Source organism: Neorhizobium galegae bv. orientalis str. HAMBI 540, assembly GCF_000731315.1.
In the GTDB taxonomy this organism is placed as follows: Bacteria; Pseudomonadota; Alphaproteobacteria; order Rhizobiales; family Rhizobiaceae; genus Neorhizobium; species Neorhizobium galegae.
In genome coordinates, this window is sequence record NZ_HG938353.1 from 4,160,487 (window position 1) to 4,181,443 (window position 20,957).

The 20,957-nt window shown below is 62.2% G+C and carries 15 protein-coding genes; 10 read left to right on the plus strand and 5 right to left on the minus strand.

From position 1 onward, the window contains the following. Positions 1 to 12 precede the first annotated feature (12 nt). The gene (gyrB, locus tag RG540_RS20065) at positions 13 to 2,448 is read left to right on the plus strand and encodes a DNA topoisomerase (ATP-hydrolyzing) subunit B (RefSeq protein WP_038591614.1); all 2,436 of its coding nucleotides are present in this window, start codon (positions 13 to 15) and stop codon (positions 2,446 to 2,448) included. Between the two features lie 135 nt (positions 2,449 to 2,583). Here the strand turns inward: gyrB and RG540_RS20070 are convergent, their stop codons facing one another. After that, on the minus strand, positions 2,584 to 3,183 hold the full coding sequence (locus tag RG540_RS20070) for a nitroreductase family protein (protein ID WP_038591617.1): 600 nt from the start codon (positions 3,181 to 3,183) through the stop codon (positions 2,584 to 2,586). A 155-nt stretch (positions 3,184 to 3,338) separates the two neighbouring features. On the opposite strand from RG540_RS20070, the gene RG540_RS20075 reads away from it, so the two are divergent. The 9 genes from RG540_RS20075 (at position 3,339) to RG540_RS20115 (ending at position 12,999) form a co-directional block, all read left to right on the plus strand. Next, complete coding sequence (locus RG540_RS20075; RefSeq protein ID WP_038591620.1) at positions 3,339 to 4,181, plus strand: fumarylacetoacetate hydrolase family protein; 843 nt, start codon at positions 3,339 to 3,341, stop codon at positions 4,179 to 4,181. 260 nt (positions 4,182 to 4,441) lie between these two features. Further along, positions 4,442 to 5,725 (plus strand): polyhydroxyalkanoate depolymerase, encoded by a 1,284-nt coding sequence (locus RG540_RS20080; protein ID WP_038594333.1) that lies wholly within the window; start codon positions 4,442 to 4,444, stop codon positions 5,723 to 5,725. 148 nt (positions 5,726 to 5,873) lie between these two features. Continuing rightward, on the plus strand, positions 5,874 to 6,296 hold the full coding sequence (locus tag RG540_RS20085) for a DUF2852 domain-containing protein (RefSeq protein ID WP_038547389.1): 423 nt from the start codon (positions 5,874 to 5,876) through the stop codon (positions 6,294 to 6,296). Between the two features lie 91 nt (positions 6,297 to 6,387). Then, complete coding sequence (locus RG540_RS20090) at positions 6,388 to 7,149, plus strand: M48 family metallopeptidase (RefSeq protein WP_038591622.1); 762 nt, start codon at positions 6,388 to 6,390, stop codon at positions 7,147 to 7,149. Positions 7,150 to 7,947: 798 nt separating this feature from the next. After that, positions 7,948 to 8,604 (plus strand): phosphoribosylanthranilate isomerase, encoded by a 657-nt coding sequence (locus RG540_RS20095; RefSeq protein ID WP_038591625.1) that lies wholly within the window; start codon positions 7,948 to 7,950, stop codon positions 8,602 to 8,604. A gap of 11 nt (positions 8,605 to 8,615) precedes the next feature. Next, on the plus strand, positions 8,616 to 9,836 hold the full coding sequence (gene trpB / locus RG540_RS20100) for a tryptophan synthase subunit beta (protein ID WP_038591627.1): 1,221 nt from the start codon (positions 8,616 to 8,618) through the stop codon (positions 9,834 to 9,836). A gap of 1 nt (position 9,837) precedes the next feature. Next, positions 9,838 to 10,677, plus strand: a complete 840-nt coding sequence (gene trpA / locus RG540_RS20105; protein WP_038591629.1) for a tryptophan synthase subunit alpha — start codon at positions 9,838 to 9,840, stop codon at positions 10,675 to 10,677. A gap of 39 nt (positions 10,678 to 10,716) precedes the next feature. Beyond that, positions 10,717 to 11,613: an acetyl-CoA carboxylase, carboxyltransferase subunit beta gene (gene accD, locus RG540_RS20110; protein ID WP_038591631.1), complete on the plus strand. Its 897-nt coding sequence runs from the start codon at positions 10,717 to 10,719 to the stop codon at positions 11,611 to 11,613. A 33-nt stretch (positions 11,614 to 11,646) separates the two neighbouring features. Beyond that, positions 11,647 to 12,999, plus strand: a complete 1,353-nt coding sequence (locus tag RG540_RS20115) for a bifunctional folylpolyglutamate synthase/dihydrofolate synthase (RefSeq protein WP_038591634.1) — start codon at positions 11,647 to 11,649, stop codon at positions 12,997 to 12,999. A gap of 79 nt (positions 13,000 to 13,078) precedes the next feature. Here the strand turns inward: RG540_RS20115 and trxA are convergent, their stop codons facing one another. The 4 genes from trxA to RG540_RS20135 form a co-directional block, all read right to left on the minus strand. Then, entirely contained in the window at positions 13,079 to 13,399 is a 321-nt protein-coding gene (gene trxA, locus RG540_RS20120; protein WP_038591637.1) for a thioredoxin, read from the minus strand. Positions 13,400 to 13,471: 72 nt separating this feature from the next. Beyond that, positions 13,472 to 17,017, minus strand: coding sequence for a double-strand break repair helicase AddA (gene addA, locus RG540_RS20125; RefSeq protein WP_038591641.1), 3,546 nt, complete (start codon positions 17,015 to 17,017; stop codon positions 13,472 to 13,474). After that, positions 17,010 to 20,213 carry a double-strand break repair protein AddB gene (addB, locus tag RG540_RS20130; RefSeq protein ID WP_038591644.1) on the minus strand — a complete coding sequence of 1,068 codons (3,204 nt, stop codon included), beginning with the start codon at positions 20,211 to 20,213 and terminating at the stop codon, positions 17,010 to 17,012. The genes addA and addB overlap by 8 nt, the downstream gene beginning before the upstream one ends. Continuing rightward, entirely contained in the window at positions 20,210 to 20,956 is a 747-nt protein-coding gene (locus tag RG540_RS20135) for a nucleotidyltransferase family protein (RefSeq protein WP_038591647.1), read from the minus strand. Before RG540_RS20135 ends, addB begins: the two co-directional genes overlap by 4 nt. Position 20,957: the final 1 nt, after the last annotated feature.

The following is a 20,957-nucleotide window of genomic DNA, read 5'->3' on the forward strand; positions in this document are numbered from 1 at the left end:
TGGAAGATACTGATGACCGATACACCCGTCAGCGATAATGGCGCGAGTGCCGAATACGGTGCCGACTCGATCAAGGTTCTGAAGGGCCTTGATGCAGTGCGTAAGCGCCCCGGCATGTATATCGGCGATACTGACGACGGCTCTGGCCTGCACCACATGGTCTACGAAGTCGTCGACAACGCGATCGACGAAGCGCTTGCCGGTCATGCCGACCTGGTTACCGTGACCCTTAATGCCGACGGTTCGATCACCGTCACGGACAACGGACGCGGCATCCCGACCGACATTCACACCGGCGAAGGCGTCTCCGCTGCCGAAGTGATCATGACCCAACTCCACGCGGGCGGTAAGTTCGACCAGAACTCCTACAAGGTGTCCGGCGGTCTGCACGGCGTCGGCGTCTCGGTCGTCAACGCATTGTCCGTCTGGCTGAAACTGCGCATCCGCCGCAACGGCAAGCTCCACGAGATTTCCTTCACTCATGGCGTCGCCGACGGTCCGCTCAAGGTCATCGGCGAATACGAAGGCCGTTCCGGAACCGAGGTCACCTTCCTCGCCAGCTCCGAAACGTTCACGATGACCGAATACGACTACGGCACGCTCGAGCATCGCCTGCGCGAACTGGCCTTCCTGAATTCGGGCGTCAGAATCCGGCTAACCGACAAGCGCAAGCCGGACATCAAGGAAGAAGAGATGCTGTATGACGGAGGTCTCGAAGCCTTCGTCCGTTATCTCGATCGCTCCAAGAAACCGTTGGTCGACAAGCCCGTCGCCATCAAGGGCGAGAAAGACGGCATGACCGTCGAAGTGGCCATGTGGTGGAACGACAGCTACCACGAAAACATGCTCTGCTTCACCAACAACATCCCCCAACGCGACGGCGGCACCCATATGGCCGGCTTCCGAGGCGCGCTGACGCGCCAAGTGACGTCCTATGCGGATAGTTCCGGTATCACCAAAAAGGAAAAGGTAACGCTGCAGGGAGAAGACTGCCGCGAGGGCCTGACCGCCGTGCTCTCCGTCAAGGTGCCAGACCCCAAGTTTTCATCGCAGACCAAGGATAAGCTCGTTTCGTCGGAAGTTCGGCCGGTGGTCGAAAGCCTGATGAACGAAGCGCTGAGCACCTGGTTTGAAGAACATCCGACGGAAGCGAAGATCCTCGTCGGCAAGGTGGTCGAAGCAGCGGTCGCCCGCGAAGCCGCCCGCAAGGCCCGCGAATTGACCCGACGCAAGGGCGTGCTCGACATCGCCTCGCTGCCCGGCAAGCTTGCCGATTGCTCCGAGCGCGATCCGGCCAAGTCCGAACTGTTCCTCGTCGAGGGCGATTCCGCCGGCGGTTCCGCCAAGCAGGGTCGTTCGCGTGAGAACCAGGCGATCCTCCCGCTCCGCGGCAAGATCCTCAACGTCGAGCGTGCTCGTTTCGACAAGATGCTCGGAAGCCAGGAAATCGGCACGCTGATCACCGCGCTCGGCACGTCGATCGGCAAGGACGAGTTCAACGCTGACAAGCTGCGTTACCACAAGATCATCATCATGACGGACGCCGACGTTGACGGCGCCCATATCCGTACCCTGCTTCTGACCTTCTTCTTCCGTCAGATGCCTGACCTGATCGAACGCGGGCATATCTATATCGCTCAGCCGCCGCTCTATAAGGTCAGCCGCGGCAAGTCGATCCAGTACCTGAAGAACGAAAGCGCGCTGGAAGAGTACCTGATCACCATGGGCCTCGAGGAAGCGACGTTAACGCTCGGTTCCGGTGAAGTGCGTGCCGGCCAGGACATGCGCGAAGTCATCCAGGATGCACTGCGCCTGCGCGCTCTGGTCGAAGGCCTGCATTCCCGCTATAGCCGCTCGATCATCGAACAGGCTGCTATCGCCGGTGCGCTCAATCCGGAGCTTACCGACAATCGCGAACGGGCCCAGCAAACCGCCGACGAAGTCGCTCGTCGCCTGGACATGATCGCCGAAGAGACCGAACGCGGCTGGGCCGGCCATGTGACGGACGAGGGCGGCCTGCGTTTCGAGCGCATGGTGCGTGGCGTCAAGGAAGTCGCGGCCGTCGACGTGGCGCTGATCGGCTCGGCCGATGCCCGCCATATCGACCAGATGACCGCGCGCCTGCAGGAAATCTACCGCACGCCGCCGGTCCTTACCCGCAAGGACGGCCAGCAGGAAATGTCCGGCCCCCGCGCCCTCCTGGAATCGATTTTCGCGACGGGCCGCAAGGGTCTCTCCATGCAGCGTTACAAAGGCCTCGGCGAGATGAACGCGGAGCAGCTCTGGGAAACGACGCTCGATCCGAACGTCCGCTCGCTGCTGCAGGTCAGGGTCAACGATGCCACCGACGCTGACGGTCTCTTCTCACGCCTGATGGGTGACGAAGTCGAACCGCGCCGCGAGTTCATTCAGGAAAACGCGCTGAGCGTCGCCAACCTCGACATCTAACGTTGAAGCTTCACAACAAGAAAGCGGCGGTCCTCGGGCCGCCGCTTTTTGTTTGTCCAGTTCAAAAATGTTTCACGTGAATCTTTCCTGTGGATAGGGATTCACGTGAAACAATTCGAGACATATCGCCGGCGTTCAGGGCTCTCCGGTGAATTTTCCCTCGAAGGCGATCTCCGAAACCGGCTTGCGCTTGCTCGGAACCTCCCGCTCGGCAAGGTCGTCGGGAAGCGTGCTCCGGTCCGCGATGCGGCCGATCGCAGCCGCCGCCTCGGCCCGGTAACCTTCCGGAATGCCAAGCACTTCGACGGCCTTTTCCTTGTCGAAACCCTCCATGCCATGCGCGTGATAACCGAGTTTCATCGCCTGGCAGATCACCGAGAACCAGGCGGCACCCGTATCGTAGGAATGGGTGTAGGCGAGCCGGCGCTCGCCATTGCTTGCCACGCGATAGGTCTTCGAGACGACGATCATCAGCGCTGCCGCGTTCTGCGCCCAGCGCTGGTTACCCGGCGAAAGAATGTCGACGAGCACCGGAAAAGATGGCGTGCCGCGCAGCGCATAGATGAAACGCCAGGGTTGGTTGTTGCCGGAGGAGGGCGCCCAGTGAGCGGCATCGAGGATCGTCAGCATGGTCGCCTGATCGATCGTCTCTTCGGTAAACGCCCGCGGCGACCAGCGGTCGAGGAAAAAGGTATCGATCGGAAATTCCGAGTCGCGGGTGTTGCTGCTGGTCATTGGGCGTTCTCCGAAATTGCAGGCCGGGAGTAGATCTAAGATTAACAATAGGCTTGCCGACCTGCTTGGCAACAGACTTCTGGTTGGCTGAAAACGGGGGTGACAAGCTGGGGCGCATGTTTCATAAACCTCCTCGATAAATGGAGGACCATGTTTTGAAACTGATGCGCATTGGTGAGTCGGGCCATGAAAAGCCGGCACTTTTTGACAACAAGGGCAAGATCCGCGATCTGTCCGGCCATGTAGCCGACATTGCCGGGCCTGCTATTTCCCCGGAAGGCCTTGCCAAGATCGCCGCTCTCGATCCGGAAAGCCTGCCCGAATTGCAGCCGACCCGCATCGGTGCCTGCGTCGCCGGCACCGGAAAGTTCATCTGCATCGGCCTCAACTATTCCGACCACGCCGCCGAAACTGGGGCGACCGTACCGCCTGAGCCGATCATCTTCATGAAGGCGACCTCCGCCATCGTCGGCCCGAATGACGACGTGGTCATCCCGCGCGGTTCTGAAAAGACCGACTGGGAAGTCGAACTCGGCGTCGTTATTGGCAAGACGGCGAAATACGTCTCCGAAGCCGACGCGATGGATTATGTCGCCGGCTACTGCCTGACCAACGACGTCTCCGAACGCGCCTTCCAGAGCGAGCGTTCGGGCCAGTGGACCAAGGGCAAGTCCTGCGACACCTTCGGACCGATCGGCCCATGGCTGGTCACCAAGGACGAAATCGCCGACCCGCAGAACCTCGGCATGTGGCTCACGGTCAATGGCGAGAAGATGCAGAACGGATCCACGAAGACGATGGTCTACGGCGTTCGTTATCTCGTCTCCTACCTCAGCCAGTTCATGTCGCTGCATCCGGGCGACATCATCTCGACCGGCACGCCTCCGGGCGTCGGCCTCGGTATGAAGCCGCAGCGTTTCCTGAAACCCGGCGAAGTCGTCGAACTCGGCATCGACGGCCTCGGCACCCAGCGCCAGACCTTCGTCGCTGACGTCTAAATAATAGGAGGACTCATGCCCGCCGGCGGGCATGAGTCCTTAACCAGGCTTGGAAGGTGGAACTTTAAAGCTTACATGTCATTCTCAAGACAGCAGAATGATCTGCGGCCCCGCCTTCCTCTTGGCCAAATCAGCCGGTATTCCCCATAATGTTGCATCGCAATAGAAAAGTGCTTGCCTATCCTCACACTGCTCCTGAACCGATCGGTTCGATGTCCCTGTCGAATGCGCTGTCGGAAATCACGAAAGGTAGCACGTCGATGTTCTATCAGTTCTACGAGATGAACCACGCCGCAATGGCCCCCGTCCGCGCCGCCGCGGATGCCATGCACTTCTTCTATTCCAATCCGCTCAATCCGTTTTCCCACACCACGATGGGCCGCACGCTGTCCGCCAGCCTCGAAGTCTTCGAGCGCATCACGCGCCGTTACGGCAAGCCGGCCTTCGATCTCCCCTTCACGACTGTCGATGGTGAGACCGTAGCGGTAACGGAAGAGATCGTCTGGACCAAGCCTTTCTGCAATCTCCTGCATTTCCGCCGCGATCTGCCCGCCGGCCGGGCCCCGGACCAGAAGATCCTGATCGTCGCGCCGATGTCCGGCCACTATGCGACGCTGCTGCGCGGCACCGTGGAAGCGCTGCTGCCGAGCGCGGACGTCTACATCACGGATTGGATCGATGCCCGCATGGTGCCGATCACCGACGGCCGCTTCGATCTCGACGACTATATCGACTACATTATCGAGATGCTGCATGCGATCGGCCCCGGCGCCCATGTCATCGGGGTCTGTCAGCCTTCCGTCCCGGTGCTGGCTGCCGTGGCGGTGATGGAATCGCAGCGAGATTCGATGATTCCCGCCTCGATGATCCTGATGGGCGGTCCGATCGACACCCGCATCAACCCGACCGCCGTCAACAAGCTTGCGGAAGAACATCCGATCGAATGGTTCCGCGATAACGTCATCATGAACGTGCCGTGGCCGCATACAGGTTTCATGCGCCGCGTCTATCCGGGCTTCCTGCAATTGTCCGGCTTCATGTCGATGAACCTTGACCGACATGTCAGCGCCCACAAGGAATTTTTCCAGCACCTCGTCAAGAACGACGGCGAGTCTGCCGAGAAGCATCGCGAGTTCTACGATGAATATCTGGCGGTTATGGACCTGACCGAGGAATTCTACCTCCAGACGGTCGACACGGTCTTCATCAAGCATTCGCTGCCGAAGGGCGAGATGATGCACCGGAATGTACCGGTCGATACCAAGCTCATCCGTCAGGTGGCGCTTCTGACCGTCGAGGGCGAGAACGACGATATTTCCGGTCTCGGCCAGACCAATGCGGCGCAGACCATCTGCCCCAATATCCCCGATGACATGCGCCTGCATTACATGCAGCCGGATGTCGGCCATTACGGCGTGTTCAACGGCTCGCGTTTCCGCCGCGAGATCGCGCCTCGCATTGTTGCCTTCACCCAGAAACATGCCAGGTCTGTGGCCAAGAAGGCTCCGGTCAAGCGGGTCATCAAGGGCGGCAAGGCCGGCTAGGTCCGGTCGCGTCTTCGAATTCTGGTTTATATTTCAGCATCTTCTTGAATTTAATGATCTCTCTTCTTGAAGGCGGATCATGGGCTCACCAAATCGAATTCAGTCGGGCTGGCATGTGGCCACCCGCTGAAACATCAGGGTGTGACCAATGAACCAGTCAGCATTGATTCGTCCGGAGTGGACGCCGGCTACCATCGCGCTCATGGTGCTCGGTTTCGTCGTTTTCTGGCCGCTCGGCCTTGCCATGCTCGCCTATATTCTGTTCGGGGAGAGGCTCCGCGGCTTCAAGCGTGATGCCAACCACCGCGCCGACCGGATGTTCGCCGGCTGCCGTCGGGCGAAGTCCCGCTACAACACGCATTTCACCACGGGCAACGTCGCCTTTGACGATTGGCGCAAGACCGAGATCGACCGGATCGAGGAAGAGCGCCGCAAGCTGGATGAGATGCGCGAAGAATTCGACAACTATGTCCGCGAGCTTCGCCGCGCCAAAGACCAGGAAGAATTCGACCGCTTCATGCGTGAGCGGCAGAACCGTTCCTCCGGTCAGAACCCGGTTGTCGATCTCTGATCCTCCCAAGGATTCACGTGAAACGTGATGGGGAGCCGGCGTCGTTTAGACGCCGGCTTTCTTATGGAAAGGAATCGGCTAGAAAGGGTCCATGTTCGCGCTTCTGAAAAAGCCAGTCCGCTCCAAGCCGAAACCGCTCGAAACGGTGAAGCGGACGCTTGATGTCGGTGATCGGGCGATGCCGCTGACAATCAGGGAAAACCGCCGCGCCACCCGCATCACGCTCAGGATCGAACCCGGCGGCCGCGCGCTCAATCTCACCGTGCCGGCAGGTCTGCTGAAGCGCGAGATCGACGATTTCCTCGATCGGCACCAGGGCTGGCTCCTCACCAAGCTCGCCAAGTTTTCGGCCGATAACCCGATCCGATCGGGCGGCCGCATCGCCTTTCGCGGCGTGCCCCATCGGATCGAACATACCGGCACGCTGCGCGGCCTCACCGAAGCCGTCCTGGTCGATGGCGAACCGGTGCTGAGGGTCAGCGGCCTCGAGGATCACATGGGTCGCCGGCTCTCCGCCTTCTTCAAGAAGGAAGCGCGCAAGGATCTCGAAGTGCTGGTTGCCCGCCACGCCGCCGCCATCCGCAAACCGATCAAGTCGGTCTCCATGAAGGACACCCGCAGCCGCTGGGGTTCCTGCTCCTGGGATGGAAACCTCAGTTTTTCCTGGCGCATCGTCATGGCTCCGCCTCTCGTCATCGATTATCTCGCCGCCCATGAAGTGGCGCACCTGAAGGAGATGAACCACGGCCCGAAATTCTGGGCGCTGTGCCGAGAGCTCTGCCCGCGCATGGAAGAGGCCCGAAAATGGCTGAAACAGCATGGGTCCCAGCTACATGCGATTGATTTCGAGTGACGAGGTGGGGCGTGGATCCTCGGGTCGAGCCCGAGGATGACGGAGAAGAAGCCATAGTAAGTGCAGGGAACGGTCAGCAGCGGCGGGCGTGGTACCACCCTCTGCCCTGTCGGGCATCTCCCCCACAAGGGGGGAGATTGGCTGGAGCCTGCTCACAGCCCTCGATTGAGAGTACCACGTTTCGCGGCGGTAGCTTGGAAGCGGGGATCATGCCGCTTGTGATCTCCCCACCTGTGGGGGAGATGCCCGGCAGGGCAGAGGGGGGCTTGCTTAGGCAAATCAGTCACTTGAGGCAAAGTTACTCTCAAATCGGTCTCTTTTCATCCCCGCCCATCAAACCTATGCCTACAATCCCCCCGTCCCGTTTCGGCTACACCGGTCGGCATAACCGGCGAGATGGGACCGGTGATCTGACGAACCGCCGTTATGCAAGCGGATCGTCAGGGGCTGCGCAGAAAATGGTCTCCCTCTCGCCTCAAGGCGGGGCGTGCGTGTGTCGCACACAACCCGGTATGGCATTCCGCAAGGACGTAAGACCATACCGCCGCAGAGGGACCGGAGTTGCGCGGAAAAACACACCGAACGGGGCACGTCGCGTGTCACCTAAACTAAATCTATACGAGGCACCTGACGTGTCCCGGCCGATCATCGGGCTTAGCCCGGGAATGAAAATAATCATGATCGCCAAGGGCGTAATGTGTCCTTCGTTATCCTCGGGCTTGACCCGAGGACAAGGCCGCACTCCGTCTGCTATGATTTGCCTCGACTCCGGCGGAATTTCATGCCACTCCGCACGTCATGAAACCTGATATCAAGATTTGCGGGTTGAAGACCCCCGAGGCTGTCGATCGCGCCGTGGCGCGGGGCGCTTCGCATATCGGCTTCATCTTTTTCGCCAAGAGCCCGCGCAACGTCGAACCCGACCTTGCCGGAGACCTCGCCGATCGCGCCCGCGGACGGGTGAAGATCGTGGCGGTGACCGTCAATGCCGACGACGAGGAACTCGACGACATCGTCTCGATGGTGCGGCCGGACATCCTGCAACTGCATGGCAATGAGAGCCCGGAACGGGTTCTGCAGGTGAAGGCGCTTTTCGGTCTGCCGGTCATGAAGGTTTTCTCGGTGAAGGAAGCCGGCGATCTCGACCGGATCGATCCTTATATCGGCATTGCCGATCGCTTTCTTTTCGATGCCAAAGCGCCCGCCGGATCCGAATTGCCGGGCGGCAACGGCATTTCCTTCGACTGGAGCCTGATGGCTTCCCTTGACGAGGGCGTGGATTACATGCTTTCGGGAGGATTGAACAAGGATAATGCCGTCATTGCCCTCAAATCGACGCGGGCAAGCGGTATCGACTTATCGTCCGGCGTGGAAAGCGCGCCGGGCATCAAGGACCTTGGAATGATCGATGCCTTTTTCGATGCCGTCGCAGAGGCGGGTCGAAAGGGCGCGTGAGGGAGTAGAGAGTGAACGAGACGCCACAACCCAATTCGTTCCGTGCCGGCCCCGATGAGGATGGCCGTTTCGGTATTTTCGGCGGGCGCTTTGTCGCCGAAACGCTGATGCCGCTGATCCTGGATCTCCAGGGCGAATGGGAAAAGGCGAAGAACGATCCCTCCTTCCAGAAGGAGCTGGCTGATCTCGGCGCCCATTATATCGGTCGCCCGAGCCCGCTTTATTTCGCCGAGCGCCTGACCGAACATCTCGGCGGCGCCAAGATCTATTTCAAGCGCGAAGAGCTGAACCACACCGGTTCGCACAAGATCAACAACTGCATCGGCCAGATCCTGCTCGCCAAGCGCATGGGCAAGACCCGCATCATCGCCGAGACCGGCGCCGGCCAGCATGGCGTCGCGTCCGCAACCGTTGCCGCCCGCTTCGGTTTCCCTTGCGTCGTCTACATGGGCGCCACCGACGTTCAGCGCCAGGCGCCGAACGTTTTCCGCATGAAGCTCCTCGGTGCAGAAGTCCGTCCGGTGACCGCCGGTCACGGCACACTGAAGGACGCCATGAACGAGGCGCTGCGCGACTGGGTCACCAATGTCGACGATACCTATTACCTGATCGGCACCGCCGCCGGCCCGCATCCCTATCCGGAAATGGTCCGCGACTTCCAGTCGGTGATCGGCACCGAAGCCCGCGCCCAGTTGCTGGAAGCTGAAGGCAGGCTGCCGGATGTCGTCATCGCCGCCGTTGGCGGCGGTTCGAACGCGATCGGCATCTTCCATCCGTTCCTGGACGACAAAAGCGTTCAGATCGTTGGCGTCGAAGCCGGCGGCCGTGGCCTCCAGGGCGTCGATCATTGCGCCTCGATCACGGCCGGATCGCCGGGCGTCCTGCATGGCAACCGCACCTATCTGCTGCAGGATGGCGACGGCCAGATCCTCGAAGGCCATTCGATTTCGGCCGGCCTCGATTACCCGGGCATCGGCCCGGAGCATAGCTGGCTGCATTCCATCGGCCGCGCCGAGTACGTGCCGATCATGGACGACGAAGCGCTCGACGCTTTCCAGATGTTGACCCGCCTCGAAGGTATCATCCCGGCGCTGGAGCCGAGCCATGCGCTCGCCGAAGTGATCAAGCGCGCCCCGAAGATGGGCAAGGACGAAATCATCCTGATGAATCTGTCGGGCCGTGGAGACAAGGACATCTTCACCGTCGGCAAGATTCTCGGCATGGAGCTTTGATATGACCGCTCGTATGGACAAACGTTTCGCGGCCCTGAAGGCCGAGGGTCGCCCCGCGCTGATCACCTATATCATGGGCGGCGATCCGGATTTCGAGACCTCGCTCGGCATCATGAAGGCATTGCCCGACGCCGGTGCCGATCTCATCGAGCTCGGCATGCCGTTTTCCGACCCCATGGCCGATGGCCCGGCGGTCCAGATGGCCGGTCAGCGCGCCCTGAAGGGAGGTCAGACGCTCGCAAAGACGCTCAAGCTTGCGGCCACTTTCCGCGAAACCGATACCGAAACGCCGATCGTGATGATGGGTTACTACAACCCGATCTACGTCTACGGCGTCGAGAGATTCCTCGATGACGTGATTGCGTCGGGCATCGACGGCCTGATCGTCGTTGACCTGCCGCCGGAAATGGATGACGAACTCTGCATTCCGGCGCTGGCCAAGGGCGTCAACTTCATCCGCCTGGCGACCCCGACCACCGACGACAAGCGTCTACCGGCCGTTCTCAAGAACACGTCAGGTTTCGTTTATTACGTTTCGATGAACGGCATTACCGGATCGGCGCTTCCGGATCCGTCGCTGATTGGCGGAGCCGTCAAGCGCATCAAGGGTCACACGGCTCTGCCGGTCTGCGTCGGTTTCGGCGTCAAGACAGCGGATCACGCCAAGGCAATCGGTGCTGCGGCGGATGGCGTCGTTGTCGGTTCGGCAATTGTCAGCCAGATCGCCGGCAGCCTTACCAAGGATGGCAAGGCCGGTCCGGATACCGTTGCGGCGGTCGCAACCCTGGTTCGCGGCCTTGCAACCGGCGTGCGCGCTGCCCGCCTTGTTGCCGCCGAATAGTTTCCCACATTAGGCTTGAGTTAATCGGGAGTACGCCAAGTGAACTGGATCACCAATTACGTCCGGCCGCGCATCAACTCCATGCTGGGTCGTCCCAACCGGGACGTTCCGGAAAATCTCTGGATCAAGTGCCCGGAAACCGGCGAGATGGTCTTTCATAAGGACCTGGAAGAGAACAAGTGGGTCATTCCCGCTTCCGGCTTCCACATGAAGATGCCGGCCAAGGCCCGCCTCATCGATCTTTTCGACGGCGGTGTCTTCGAGGCGCTGCCGCAGCCGAAGGTCGCCCAGGATCCGCTGAAATTCCGCGATTCCAAGCGTTATGCCGATCGCCTGAAGGATAGTCGCGTCAAGACCGAGCAGGAAGACACGATTCTTTCCGGCTTGGGCGAGGTTCAGGGCCTGAAGCTGGTCGCTATCGTGCATGAATTCAACTTCATCGGTGGTTCGCTCGGCATGGCGGCCGGCGAGGCGATCGTTCGGGCCTGCGAACGGGCTCTCACCGAAAAATGCCCGCTGGTCATCTTCCCGGCCTCCGGCGGCGCCCGCATGCAGGAAGGCATCCTGTCGCTAATGCAGCTTCCGCGCACCACGGTTGCGGTCGACATGCTGAAGGAAGCGGGCCTGCCCTATATCGTCGTGCTCACCAACCCGACGACCGGGGGTGTCACCGCCTCCTACGCCATGCTGGGTGATGTCCATATTGCCGAGCCCGGTGCCGAAATCGGCTTTGCCGGCAAACGCGTCATCGAACAGACGTTGCGCGAAAAGCTGCCTGAAGGCTTCCAGACGTCGGAATACCTGCTGGAGCATGGCATGGTCGATATGGTGGTGAAGCGCCACGAGATTCCATCGACACTGGCCAAGATCCTGAAGATGCTGACGAAACAGCCTGTTCAGGAAGTGCTTCCGGCGCCCATCGCGCTCAGCGCCTGACCGAGAGAGAGCATCGAGAGCCGGAGCGGCGGGATGACCACCATGAACGAGCCCGTTGTGAGCGAGGCCGAGCGGGAAATTGAACGACTGATGACCCTTCATCCGAAGGGTTTCGATCTTTCGCTCGACAGGATCACCCGCCTGCTCGAAATACTCGGCAATCCGCACAGGAAGCTGCCGCGTGTCATTCATGTGGCCGGCACCAACGGCAAGGGCTCCGTGACGGCCTTCTGCCGTGCCCTGCTCGAGGCAGGCGGTTATGCGACGCATGTCCATACGTCCCCGCATCTCGTCCACTGGCACGAACGCTATCGGATCGGCGTCAAGGGCGGCCGCAGCCGGATCGTCGGCGACGAGATGCTGGCGGACGCGCTGCGGCGCATCGCGGCGGCCAATAACGGCCAGATGATCACCGTCTTCGAGATCCTCACAGCGGCGACTTTCCTACTGTTCTCCGAACAGCCCGGTGATGCGGTGATCCTCGAAGTCGGCCTCGGGGGTCGCTTCGATGCCACCAACGTCATTTCAGATCCTGCGGTTTCGGTCATCATGCCGATCTCGCTCGACCACCAGGCCTATCTCGGCGACCGAGTCGAACTGATTGCCGCCGAGAAGGCGGGGATCATGAAGCGCGGCCGTCCCGTCGTCATCGGCCATCAGGAATTTGAAGCGGCCCGCGACGTGCTGATCTCGACCGCCGAGCGGCTCGGCTGTCCGACCGCCGTCTACGGCCAGGAATTTTCGGCCCATGAGGAATTCGGCCGGCTGATCTACCAGGACGAATTCGGCCTTGCCGATTTAGCCCTGCCGCGTCTGCCGGGGCGCCATCAATACGCCAATGCCGCCGCCGCCATCCGCGCCGTCAAGGCTGCCGGCTTCACCGTCACCGAAGCGATGATGGAAAAGGCGATGGCGACCGTCGAATGGCCGGCCCGCCTCCAGAAGCTGACCGAAGGCAAACTGCTGCAATATGCGCCCGAAGGTTCTGAAATCTGGCTGGATGGCGGGCACAATCCCGGCGCCGGCGAGGTGATTGCCGAGGCAATGGCATCCTTCGAGGAACGCCAGGCCCGGCCGCTTTACATCATTGCCGGCATGATCAACACCAAGGACCCGATCGGCTATTTCCGTGCCTTTGCCGATATCGCCGAACACGTCTTCACCGTGCGCATCCGCGGCAGCGAATCGGGCCTCGACCCGGTCGTTCTCGCCCATGCAGCCTTCGATGCCGGTCTGGTGGCCGAGCCCGCCGGCTCCACGGCCGAGGCGCTGCAGGAAATAGCTCGCCGCCAGGTGCCGGGCGCTCCGCCGCCGCGCATCCTGATCGGCGGCTCGCTTTATTTTGCCGGCAATGTCCTTGCCGACAACGGCACCCCGCCGACCTGACCCCAAAGACTGCGATAACAAAGAAAAAGCCCGGCTGCAGGGATCAGCCGGGCTTTTTATGCGGGCATGCGACTGGAAGTTAGGCGGCGCTGGAAATCCAGGCCGAAAGGGCGGTCTTTGGAGCGGCGCCAACCTTGATGTCGGCCACTTCGCCACCCTTGAACATGGCAAGCGTCGGGATCGAGCGTACGCCGAACTGGGCAGCCAGTTCAGGATTTTCGTCGATATTCAGCTTGACGACCTTCACCTTGCCGGCGAGCTCGTTCGAAATTTCTTCGAGGCTCGGACCGATCATTTTGCAGGGGCCGCACCATTCAGCCCAGAAATCCACGATCACCGGCTGGGTGGAGTCGAGGACTTCAGCCTGAAAGTTGCTGTTATCGACTTTAACGGTAGCCATAGGGCTCTCCTTCACGATTCTCTGTTGGTGTAAATGTGAGCTTCCCGCTCAAAGTTTTCAATGGCCGCTATCTCACTTTGTTTTGAGTTCCGCAAGCGAGCGTGACAGCAGTTCCGCGGGCAGCGTAACCACTTGCGCCGACTCGGTATAGACCAGCACGCATTCGAAGCTCTTTGCCGGATAAAGCGGCCGCAGGATTTCGCAATAGATGGCGAGCTGCGCCCGATGCGACAGCGGCACGTCCTCCAACGTTTTCGGGGGTACGCGATTGGTCTTGTAGTCGAGGACGATCACCCGGTCTTCGGTGACCACCAGCCGGTCGATGCGGCCGGAGATCGCGTAGTCGCGGCCTTCCAGCGTCAGCGTGCCCATGATCGAGACCTCCGACTGGCTACGCTCGGAAAAAACCGGCCCGAGTTCGGCATGCGAAAGCACCGACATGACGCTGGCGACGAGCTTTTCGCGCTCCGCCGCCGGCCAGAAACGGGCCGCACGGTCCGCATAACGACGGGCGGCAGAGGCGCGTTCGGCCTTGGGAGAATCCGTCAGCATCTGCAGCATGCGATGGACCAGCTTGCCCTTCTGCAGCGCCAATCCCGCGCGGTCCTTTTGGTCGGCAAACAGCGGCGAAGTGACGATCAGATCATCCGCGTCGTCATCGATCATCGTGCCGGCGCCGGAAGGGCTGAGAGGTCGCGGCAGGATCTTTTGCGCCGGCAGGGCGCGGGAGAGGCTTGCCGGAAGCGGTCGCTTGTCAGCTGCCGCGGCCTCCTTGTGCGCAATCTTCGGTGCCTGGCCGGGAGCGGCCGGGAGGCGCCACCTGAAACCGCCCCATTGGTCGTCGGAACCCTGAAACTCCGCCGCGCTGCAATGGTGTTCGTCTGCGGCAAGCGCCTTGGAGATCATCGACTGCCAGGTGTCTGGATTGTCGATCTTGCCGCGATAACCGCAGACGATCAGCCGGTCAGCGGCCCGCGTCATGCCGACATAAAGCAGCCGGCGATATTCCTCCTCGGTCGAGGTCCTGATCCGATCGTCATCGGCTGATGTCATCGCATTGGTCAGCATCTTGCCCGGAACCCAGGCCGGCACGCTGTCGCCACCGATCCGGAGCAGCCGGAATTTCGGCACATGCGAGGAGATGAACGCCTTCGAGCCGCTGTCGACCAGGAACACCACCGGCGCTTCCAGCCCCTTGGAAGCGTGCACGGTCATGATCCGCACCTCGTTGCGGCCGCCGTCCTGCTCGCGCTTCACCTCCGGCGACTCGATCTCCAGGGTCGAAATGAACGCCTGCAGGCCCGGCAGTCCATTGGTCTCGTGGTCGAGCGCAAAGGTCAGGAACTCGTCGAGAATGTCACCGGCCTCGGTCCCGAGCCGGCCAAGGAATTTCCGCCGCCCGCCCTGCGCCCCGAGAATCCGGGCAAACAGATCATGCGGGCTGAGCTGCCGCGAGAGGCTGAGAAGATGCTGGAGCCTGTCGGCCGCATCGCGGAACCGGAGCGGCTGTTCGTCGCCCAGGCGGATGAGCTGTGTCCAGGCGCTCGTATTCTCCGCCCGTAAAGCCGCGACTTCGAAGACGTCCTCTTCCGAGAGATTGAAGAGCGGGCTTTTGAGCAGCGCCGCCAGCGAAAGGTCGTCCTGCGGCAAAAGCAGGAAGCGACCGAGCGCCAGGAGATCCTGCACCGCGATATGGCTGGTCAGCCGCAGCCGGTCGGCACCGGCGACGGGGATATTGTCGCGACGTTTCAGCGCCCGCGTCAGCGCATTGACGAAGGCATCGCGTTTCCGGACCAGAACGAGGATATCGCCGGCCTCGATCGGCCGCTCGACGCCCTTTTCGATGATCGTCTCCTTTCCGATCATCTCCTCGATCCGGTTGGCGATCCGGCCGGCGAGAATGGCGGAGGGCGCCTTGTCGGGCGTCGAATCGAATGGCGCCGTCCAGTCTTCCTCCTGTTCGGCGACTTCCGGCACCACCACGTCCCAGAGATCGACGGCGCCCGGGTGGCCGATCCGGTTGGAGCGGTGCTGCACCGGTTCGCCCAGCGCGCTGAGGCCCCGAAAGTTCTCCTCCAGAGAAAACACCTGGTCGACGGCTGCGAGCACATCGGCCGTGGAGCGGAAGGAGAGGGGCAGCCGCACCGAGTGGAAGGCCTGGTCGCTGGCCCGCACCCGTTTTTCCGTCTCGCTGCGTTCTTCCGCAAACCGCTCTGGCCGGGCGCCCTGGAAGGAATAGATCGACTGCTTTTCGTCGCCGACGGCAAAGATGGTCCGGCGGGTCTCGCGGGCGCTGGCACCGGAATAGAAATCCTCGGCGAGCGACTTGATCACCGTCCACTGGATCGGGCTGGTATCCTGCGCCTCGTCGACGAGAATGTGGTCGATGCCCTGGTCGAGCTTGTAATGCACCCAGGCGCCGACGCCATCGCGGGTGAGAAGATCGGCGGTGCGGGCGATCAGGTCCTCGAAATCGAGCAGGCTGCGTTGTTTCTTCAGGTCCTCGTAATCGTCGTTGAGGCGTTGCGCCAGCGTCAGCGCCGCCTTGGTCGCGAGGAACATCCGGATCAGCCGCAGCCGGTCGCGACAAGCGACGACATGGGCGCGGGCGATTGCCACCGCTTCGGCGAGTTCCGGAGCGGTTGTCGTCATCGCCTTGGCGATCAACGAGCTATCGGCCTTCGGCTTGCCCTCGCGGGTGAGAAAGATCTGGTCGAGATGCTGGGCCCGCTTCAGGACATCCGGCTCCTTGGCGACCAGCCGAAGACCATAGGCGACCTCAGTGACCTTCTGGCCGCCCTTCTGGTCGGCAAGCGCGAGATAGAGATCGAGCGTCAGGCCGGAAAGCCCGGGCAGAGGCCAGTAGCCGGCTGCGATACTGTCTTCCGTATCGGCCGGGCCGAGCCCCAAGGCGTGCTTGAGTTCTACGCCGATGCCGCCGTGCCGTTCGGCATGGGCAATGAAGCGGCGGATCGCGGTGCGGTTGGCGATGATGTCGCCGAGCAGCGTTTCGAGCCCGAATTCGTCTCCGAGATCCAGCACATGCGCAAAGGCTTCCGCGAGCCCCGGGTCTTCTTCCGCAGAGGTCGCCGTCAGCAGCGAGCGGCGCGCATCGGCGAGCAGGGCAGAGGCGGCGCGGTCGTCGAGCACCGAAAAATGCCCGGCGACATTGGCTTCGAGCGGAAACTGGTGCAGCAGCGCTTCGCAGAAGGCGTGGATGGTCTGGATCTTCAGCCCGCCCGGCGTTTCCAGCGCCTTGGCGAACAGTCTTCGCGCTTCGGCGAGCTTGAGGAAATCCGGCTCAGCACCTTCGATGCTTGCGATCCTTTTGCGCAGTTCGTCGTCCGAAAGCACCGTCCATTCCGAAAGCCGCTGGAAGACGCGGTTCGACATCTCCGATGCCGCAGCCTTCGTGTAGGTGAGGCAGAGGATCGACGATGGCCGGCAGCCGGCGAGTAGCAGCCGGATGACCCGCTGGGTCAGCACATGCGTCTTGCCGGAACCGGCATTGGCCGAAACCCAGGCGGAACTTATGGGATCGGAGGCGAGCGATTGCTGCACCGTCGTCCAATCGATCCACTTGATCGGGTCGTCGCCCTCCGGAGCCAGATCACTCATCGGCTTCCGCCTCCTCGTCGTCGGCCGTCGACCATTCGGCGACGCGGGCGAGATGGTCGTATTCGCCGCCGAAATCATTTTGGGCCATCGGCACGAGCCGCGATGCGAAGCCGGCTTCGCCATTGCGCAGCGTGATCACGAAGCGGGTGAGCTGTTCGATCGATTCGTCGGCCAGATCGATCGCCGATTTCGGTTGCCGCTTGGCCGTCGCGCTCGAACCCTCGTTGTTGACTTTGTCTTCCCGGAACCGATCGCCGGGACGCAGCCGGACATAGAGCAGCTGGTCGGGCGTCAACGGACCCGCATCCTTGAACGCTCCGGCTCTGAGCGCCGCCGCCTCAAGGCCGAGCTGCGGATCGAGCAGCGCCCGAGCCTGGGATACCGAGGGGTTGAGACCGGTCTTGTAGTCGATGAGATCGGCGAGACCCGATCCCTTGATATCGATCCGGTCCGCAATACCAGTGACGCGGATACCGGCTGGCTCTAGCTCCCAGCCGGCCCCGACTTCCGTCATCGTCCTGCGAATATCCGGCGCGCGCTCGACTTCCCAATCCAGGAAGGCGCGGGCGACTTCGACAAAACGGGGCCGCCAGACGCGGTCGATATGGGTTGGCAGCTGTTCGGCGTCGAACAGTTCCTGAGTGATCCGGCGCATAGCCTCTTTGGCCGCAGGCATGCCCGGCTTGTGGCCCTCGCGGGTATAACGGTCGATGATCGCGTGATAGAGCGTGCCGCGCTCGGAGGCGCCTGGATCGCGGTTGAACGGGGCGAGCGGATCGAGTTTGAGGATGCGGCGGGCATAGATCGAATAAGGGTCGCGGCGCAGGCGCCCGACCTCGCTGAAGGAATATTTTACTGGCTGCAGATCCGCCGGCGGCTTGGGGGCCGGGCGCTTGGAGACCGGTTGGTTTTCGCCGGTGTCGATCATGGAAGCCCAATCGCGATATTGGTGGCCGCGCGCCTTGAGCTCGTCCGCGAACTGCCGTCCACCCAGCGCAAGCAGCCTCTGCAGCCAGCGTGAAGCGACAGTTGGCGTGGATCCTTGGCGCATCGAGCGCGAAAGGATCAGATGCCGCGTGCCGCAGGCCATCTCGAAATCGTGGGCAAGCTGGCCGATCCGCCGTTCCGGCGGTTCCAGCCCCATGTCAGTCTTCATGGTGCGGGACAGGAACGGGTTGTTGACCGTCTGCCCCGGCCAGGACCCCTCGTTGAGCCCGCCGAGGATCATCGTGTCGACGCTCTGCAACCGGGCTTCGAGAGTACCGAAGATGAAGATGCGCGGATGGCTGAGCGAACGCGGTTTTACCGCCTCGCCGGTCGTCAGGGCCATGACGATGTCGATCCATTGCGGACCATCCGCCTCCATCTGTCCGTCAGTCTCGATGACTTCGGAGAGCAGCCCCGATAGTTTTTCGCCGGCTTCTCCAGACCAGAGCGCTGCGAGGTCTCGCCGTTCATCGATGCAGATCGCCTCAAGTGCGCGACCGGTGCGATCGGCCCATTCGGATAGCGTGAGTTTTGCCGTAAGGCCGCGCCCATCCGGCCGGCGGCGGACGAGGGCGGAAGCGAGCGGCTCGACCGCTTTCGCCAGCCGCTGCGCAAGATCGCGCGCCTTGCCGGCGGCATCGGTCGGCAGCGATAGCCGCCAGTGCGGCGCATGCCTGTCTTCGAGCTGGGCGGCAAGCTGGGTTTCGAGCAGGGGTTCCAGCGCGGAAATGTCCATGTCGCCGAGACCACCGCGTAGCGCCAGGATTTCGAGCGCTTCGACGGCCGATCGCAGGTCCGCGGCCGGCAGGCCGAGGCGCATCAGCGGATGCTTGATCAGCGCGGCGATCGCCACCGGGTCGCCCGGCCGGAGCGTCGCTTCGAGTAGAAGCTGGGTCAGCGTGCCCTGCGGCGTGCCGGAGAGGGCCGAGCCGGCGGAATCGTCGGCGAGCAGGCCGAAACGGGAAAGCTCGGCGGTCACCCGGCGGGCAAGCGCCCGATCAGGCGTGATCAGTGCGGCCTGGCTCTCGCCACCGTTTTTGCCGGGCTGTTCGAGCGCAAGCCGGAGCGCGATGGCGATCGCGACGGCCTCTTCGCGTTCGTTCGAGGCTTCGATCAGCGAGACGTCGGCAAAGGCTTGGGCCAGGAGGGAGGGGTCGGCGTTGTCCCGCCACGCGCTCCAGCGGTCGGTCGCCTTGGCGGGCACCAGCGCCTGGGAGAGGGCTTCGGCGCGGAAGGCGAGATCGCCCGGAACTTCGCCAAGCACGGCCACGTCTTCTCGCGTCGCGCCGAGTTTTTTAAGCAGCCGCGACAGGCCGAATTGCGAATGGCTGCGGCTGGCGGGTTCGGGTTTGCCGTCAAAGGCCTCTTCGCCAATCATCGCCCATTGATCCGCCGGCATCGAGAGATCGAGCCCCGGCAGCACGACAGTGCCGTTCGGAAGGCTGGAGATCGCCGCGATCAGGTCGGCAGCAGCCGGCACCGACCCGGTCGAACCCGCAACGATCACTGGTCCCTTGTGATCCCGGGAGGCAATCCGCCGCGCTTCGCCCCGCAGGATAGCTGCCTGGTGTTTTGCCGGTGAAGAACGGCGCAGTTCTTCGAGGCGGATGGGCCAGAAGGCACTGGCGATCGACAGAAACTCGGCGGTCAGCTGCCACCAGAGCGCATGTTCGCCGGTATCGAGTTTTTTGAGATCGGCCCAGTCGCGCTCTTCGGTCTCGACCGCGTCGATGAGCTCGGCCAAGGCGCGAGCGAGCCAGATGGCATCGGCGGGGCTGGCGGGTGCGACGAGCGGCGATTCCGAATGCACGTCGAGCACGATCTTTGGGAGCTGGTTACGCCAGGCAAGAATCAGGCGGCCGAGTTCGAGCAGGCGCGCGGTGCCGCCGATCGGCAGCGCCAGATCCATTTCATCAGGCGCTACGAGATCGAAATAGCCGCTGTCGTCATCGGTTTCGCCAAGCGGCCGGATGACCGGCAGGATCGCCGATCGGCCGCCGAGCAGGTCGACGAATTCCGAGCGCAGCACGCGGGCAGACCGTCGCGTCGGCACGTAGATGGTCACGTCGGCGAGCGAAAGCGGATCGGCCGGATCGTAGCGGAAGGTCTCGTTGAGTCGGCCGTCACAAAGTGCGGCTGCCAGAGTCTTCAGGAACGGCGCTCCGGCGGGGATCGAAAACACCCGCTTCTTGCCGGATAGCGTGGTCATGCCTCCACCGGATAACGCGCGATCACCGCTTCGGCTTCGGGCAGCGCTTCCGGCGTGCCGACGGTGATCCAGTGGCCGTCGAGCATGGTTCCGTAGAGCCGGCCGCGGGCGATCGCCTTGTCGAAATAGATATTGATGTTGAAGGCATCGGATGGCGCGTCATCCAGAAAGGACGGGCTCATCGCGAAAGCGCCGGCATAAACGACCGGGTTGGCCGGATCGTCCCGGTAGCGCCTCAACCGGCCATCCGCATCCATGCCAAAATCGTTGATGCCGTTATGCCCGGTCGTGTTGTCGATGTCGACGCAGAGCATCGCCATGTCCATGCGCTCTGGATCGAAGAATTCCGCCAGGTGCTGCAGGTTGGTGGGCTTGCCCGGGGTCTCGCCGATCCAGAAGAGGTCGGCATTCATGACGAAAATCGTGCTGCGATCGAGAAGCTTCAGCCCCTTCACGATACCGCCGCCATTATTCATCAGCGCGTCGCGCTCGTCGGAGATGAGGATTTCGAGGCCCTTATAGGCCGCAAGATGCGTCGCCATTTGGTCGGCGAAGTGGTGGACGTTGACGACGGCCCGCTCGACGCCGGCTTCTCTCAGCGAATCCAGCACGTAGTCGATCATCGGCTTGCCGGCGACCGGCACCAGCGGCTTCGGCATCGTGTTGGTGATCGGCCGCATCCGGGTGCCGAGCCCTGCGGCAAGCACCATCGCCTGTTTGATGGGGGCTCGTTGAATGGTCATC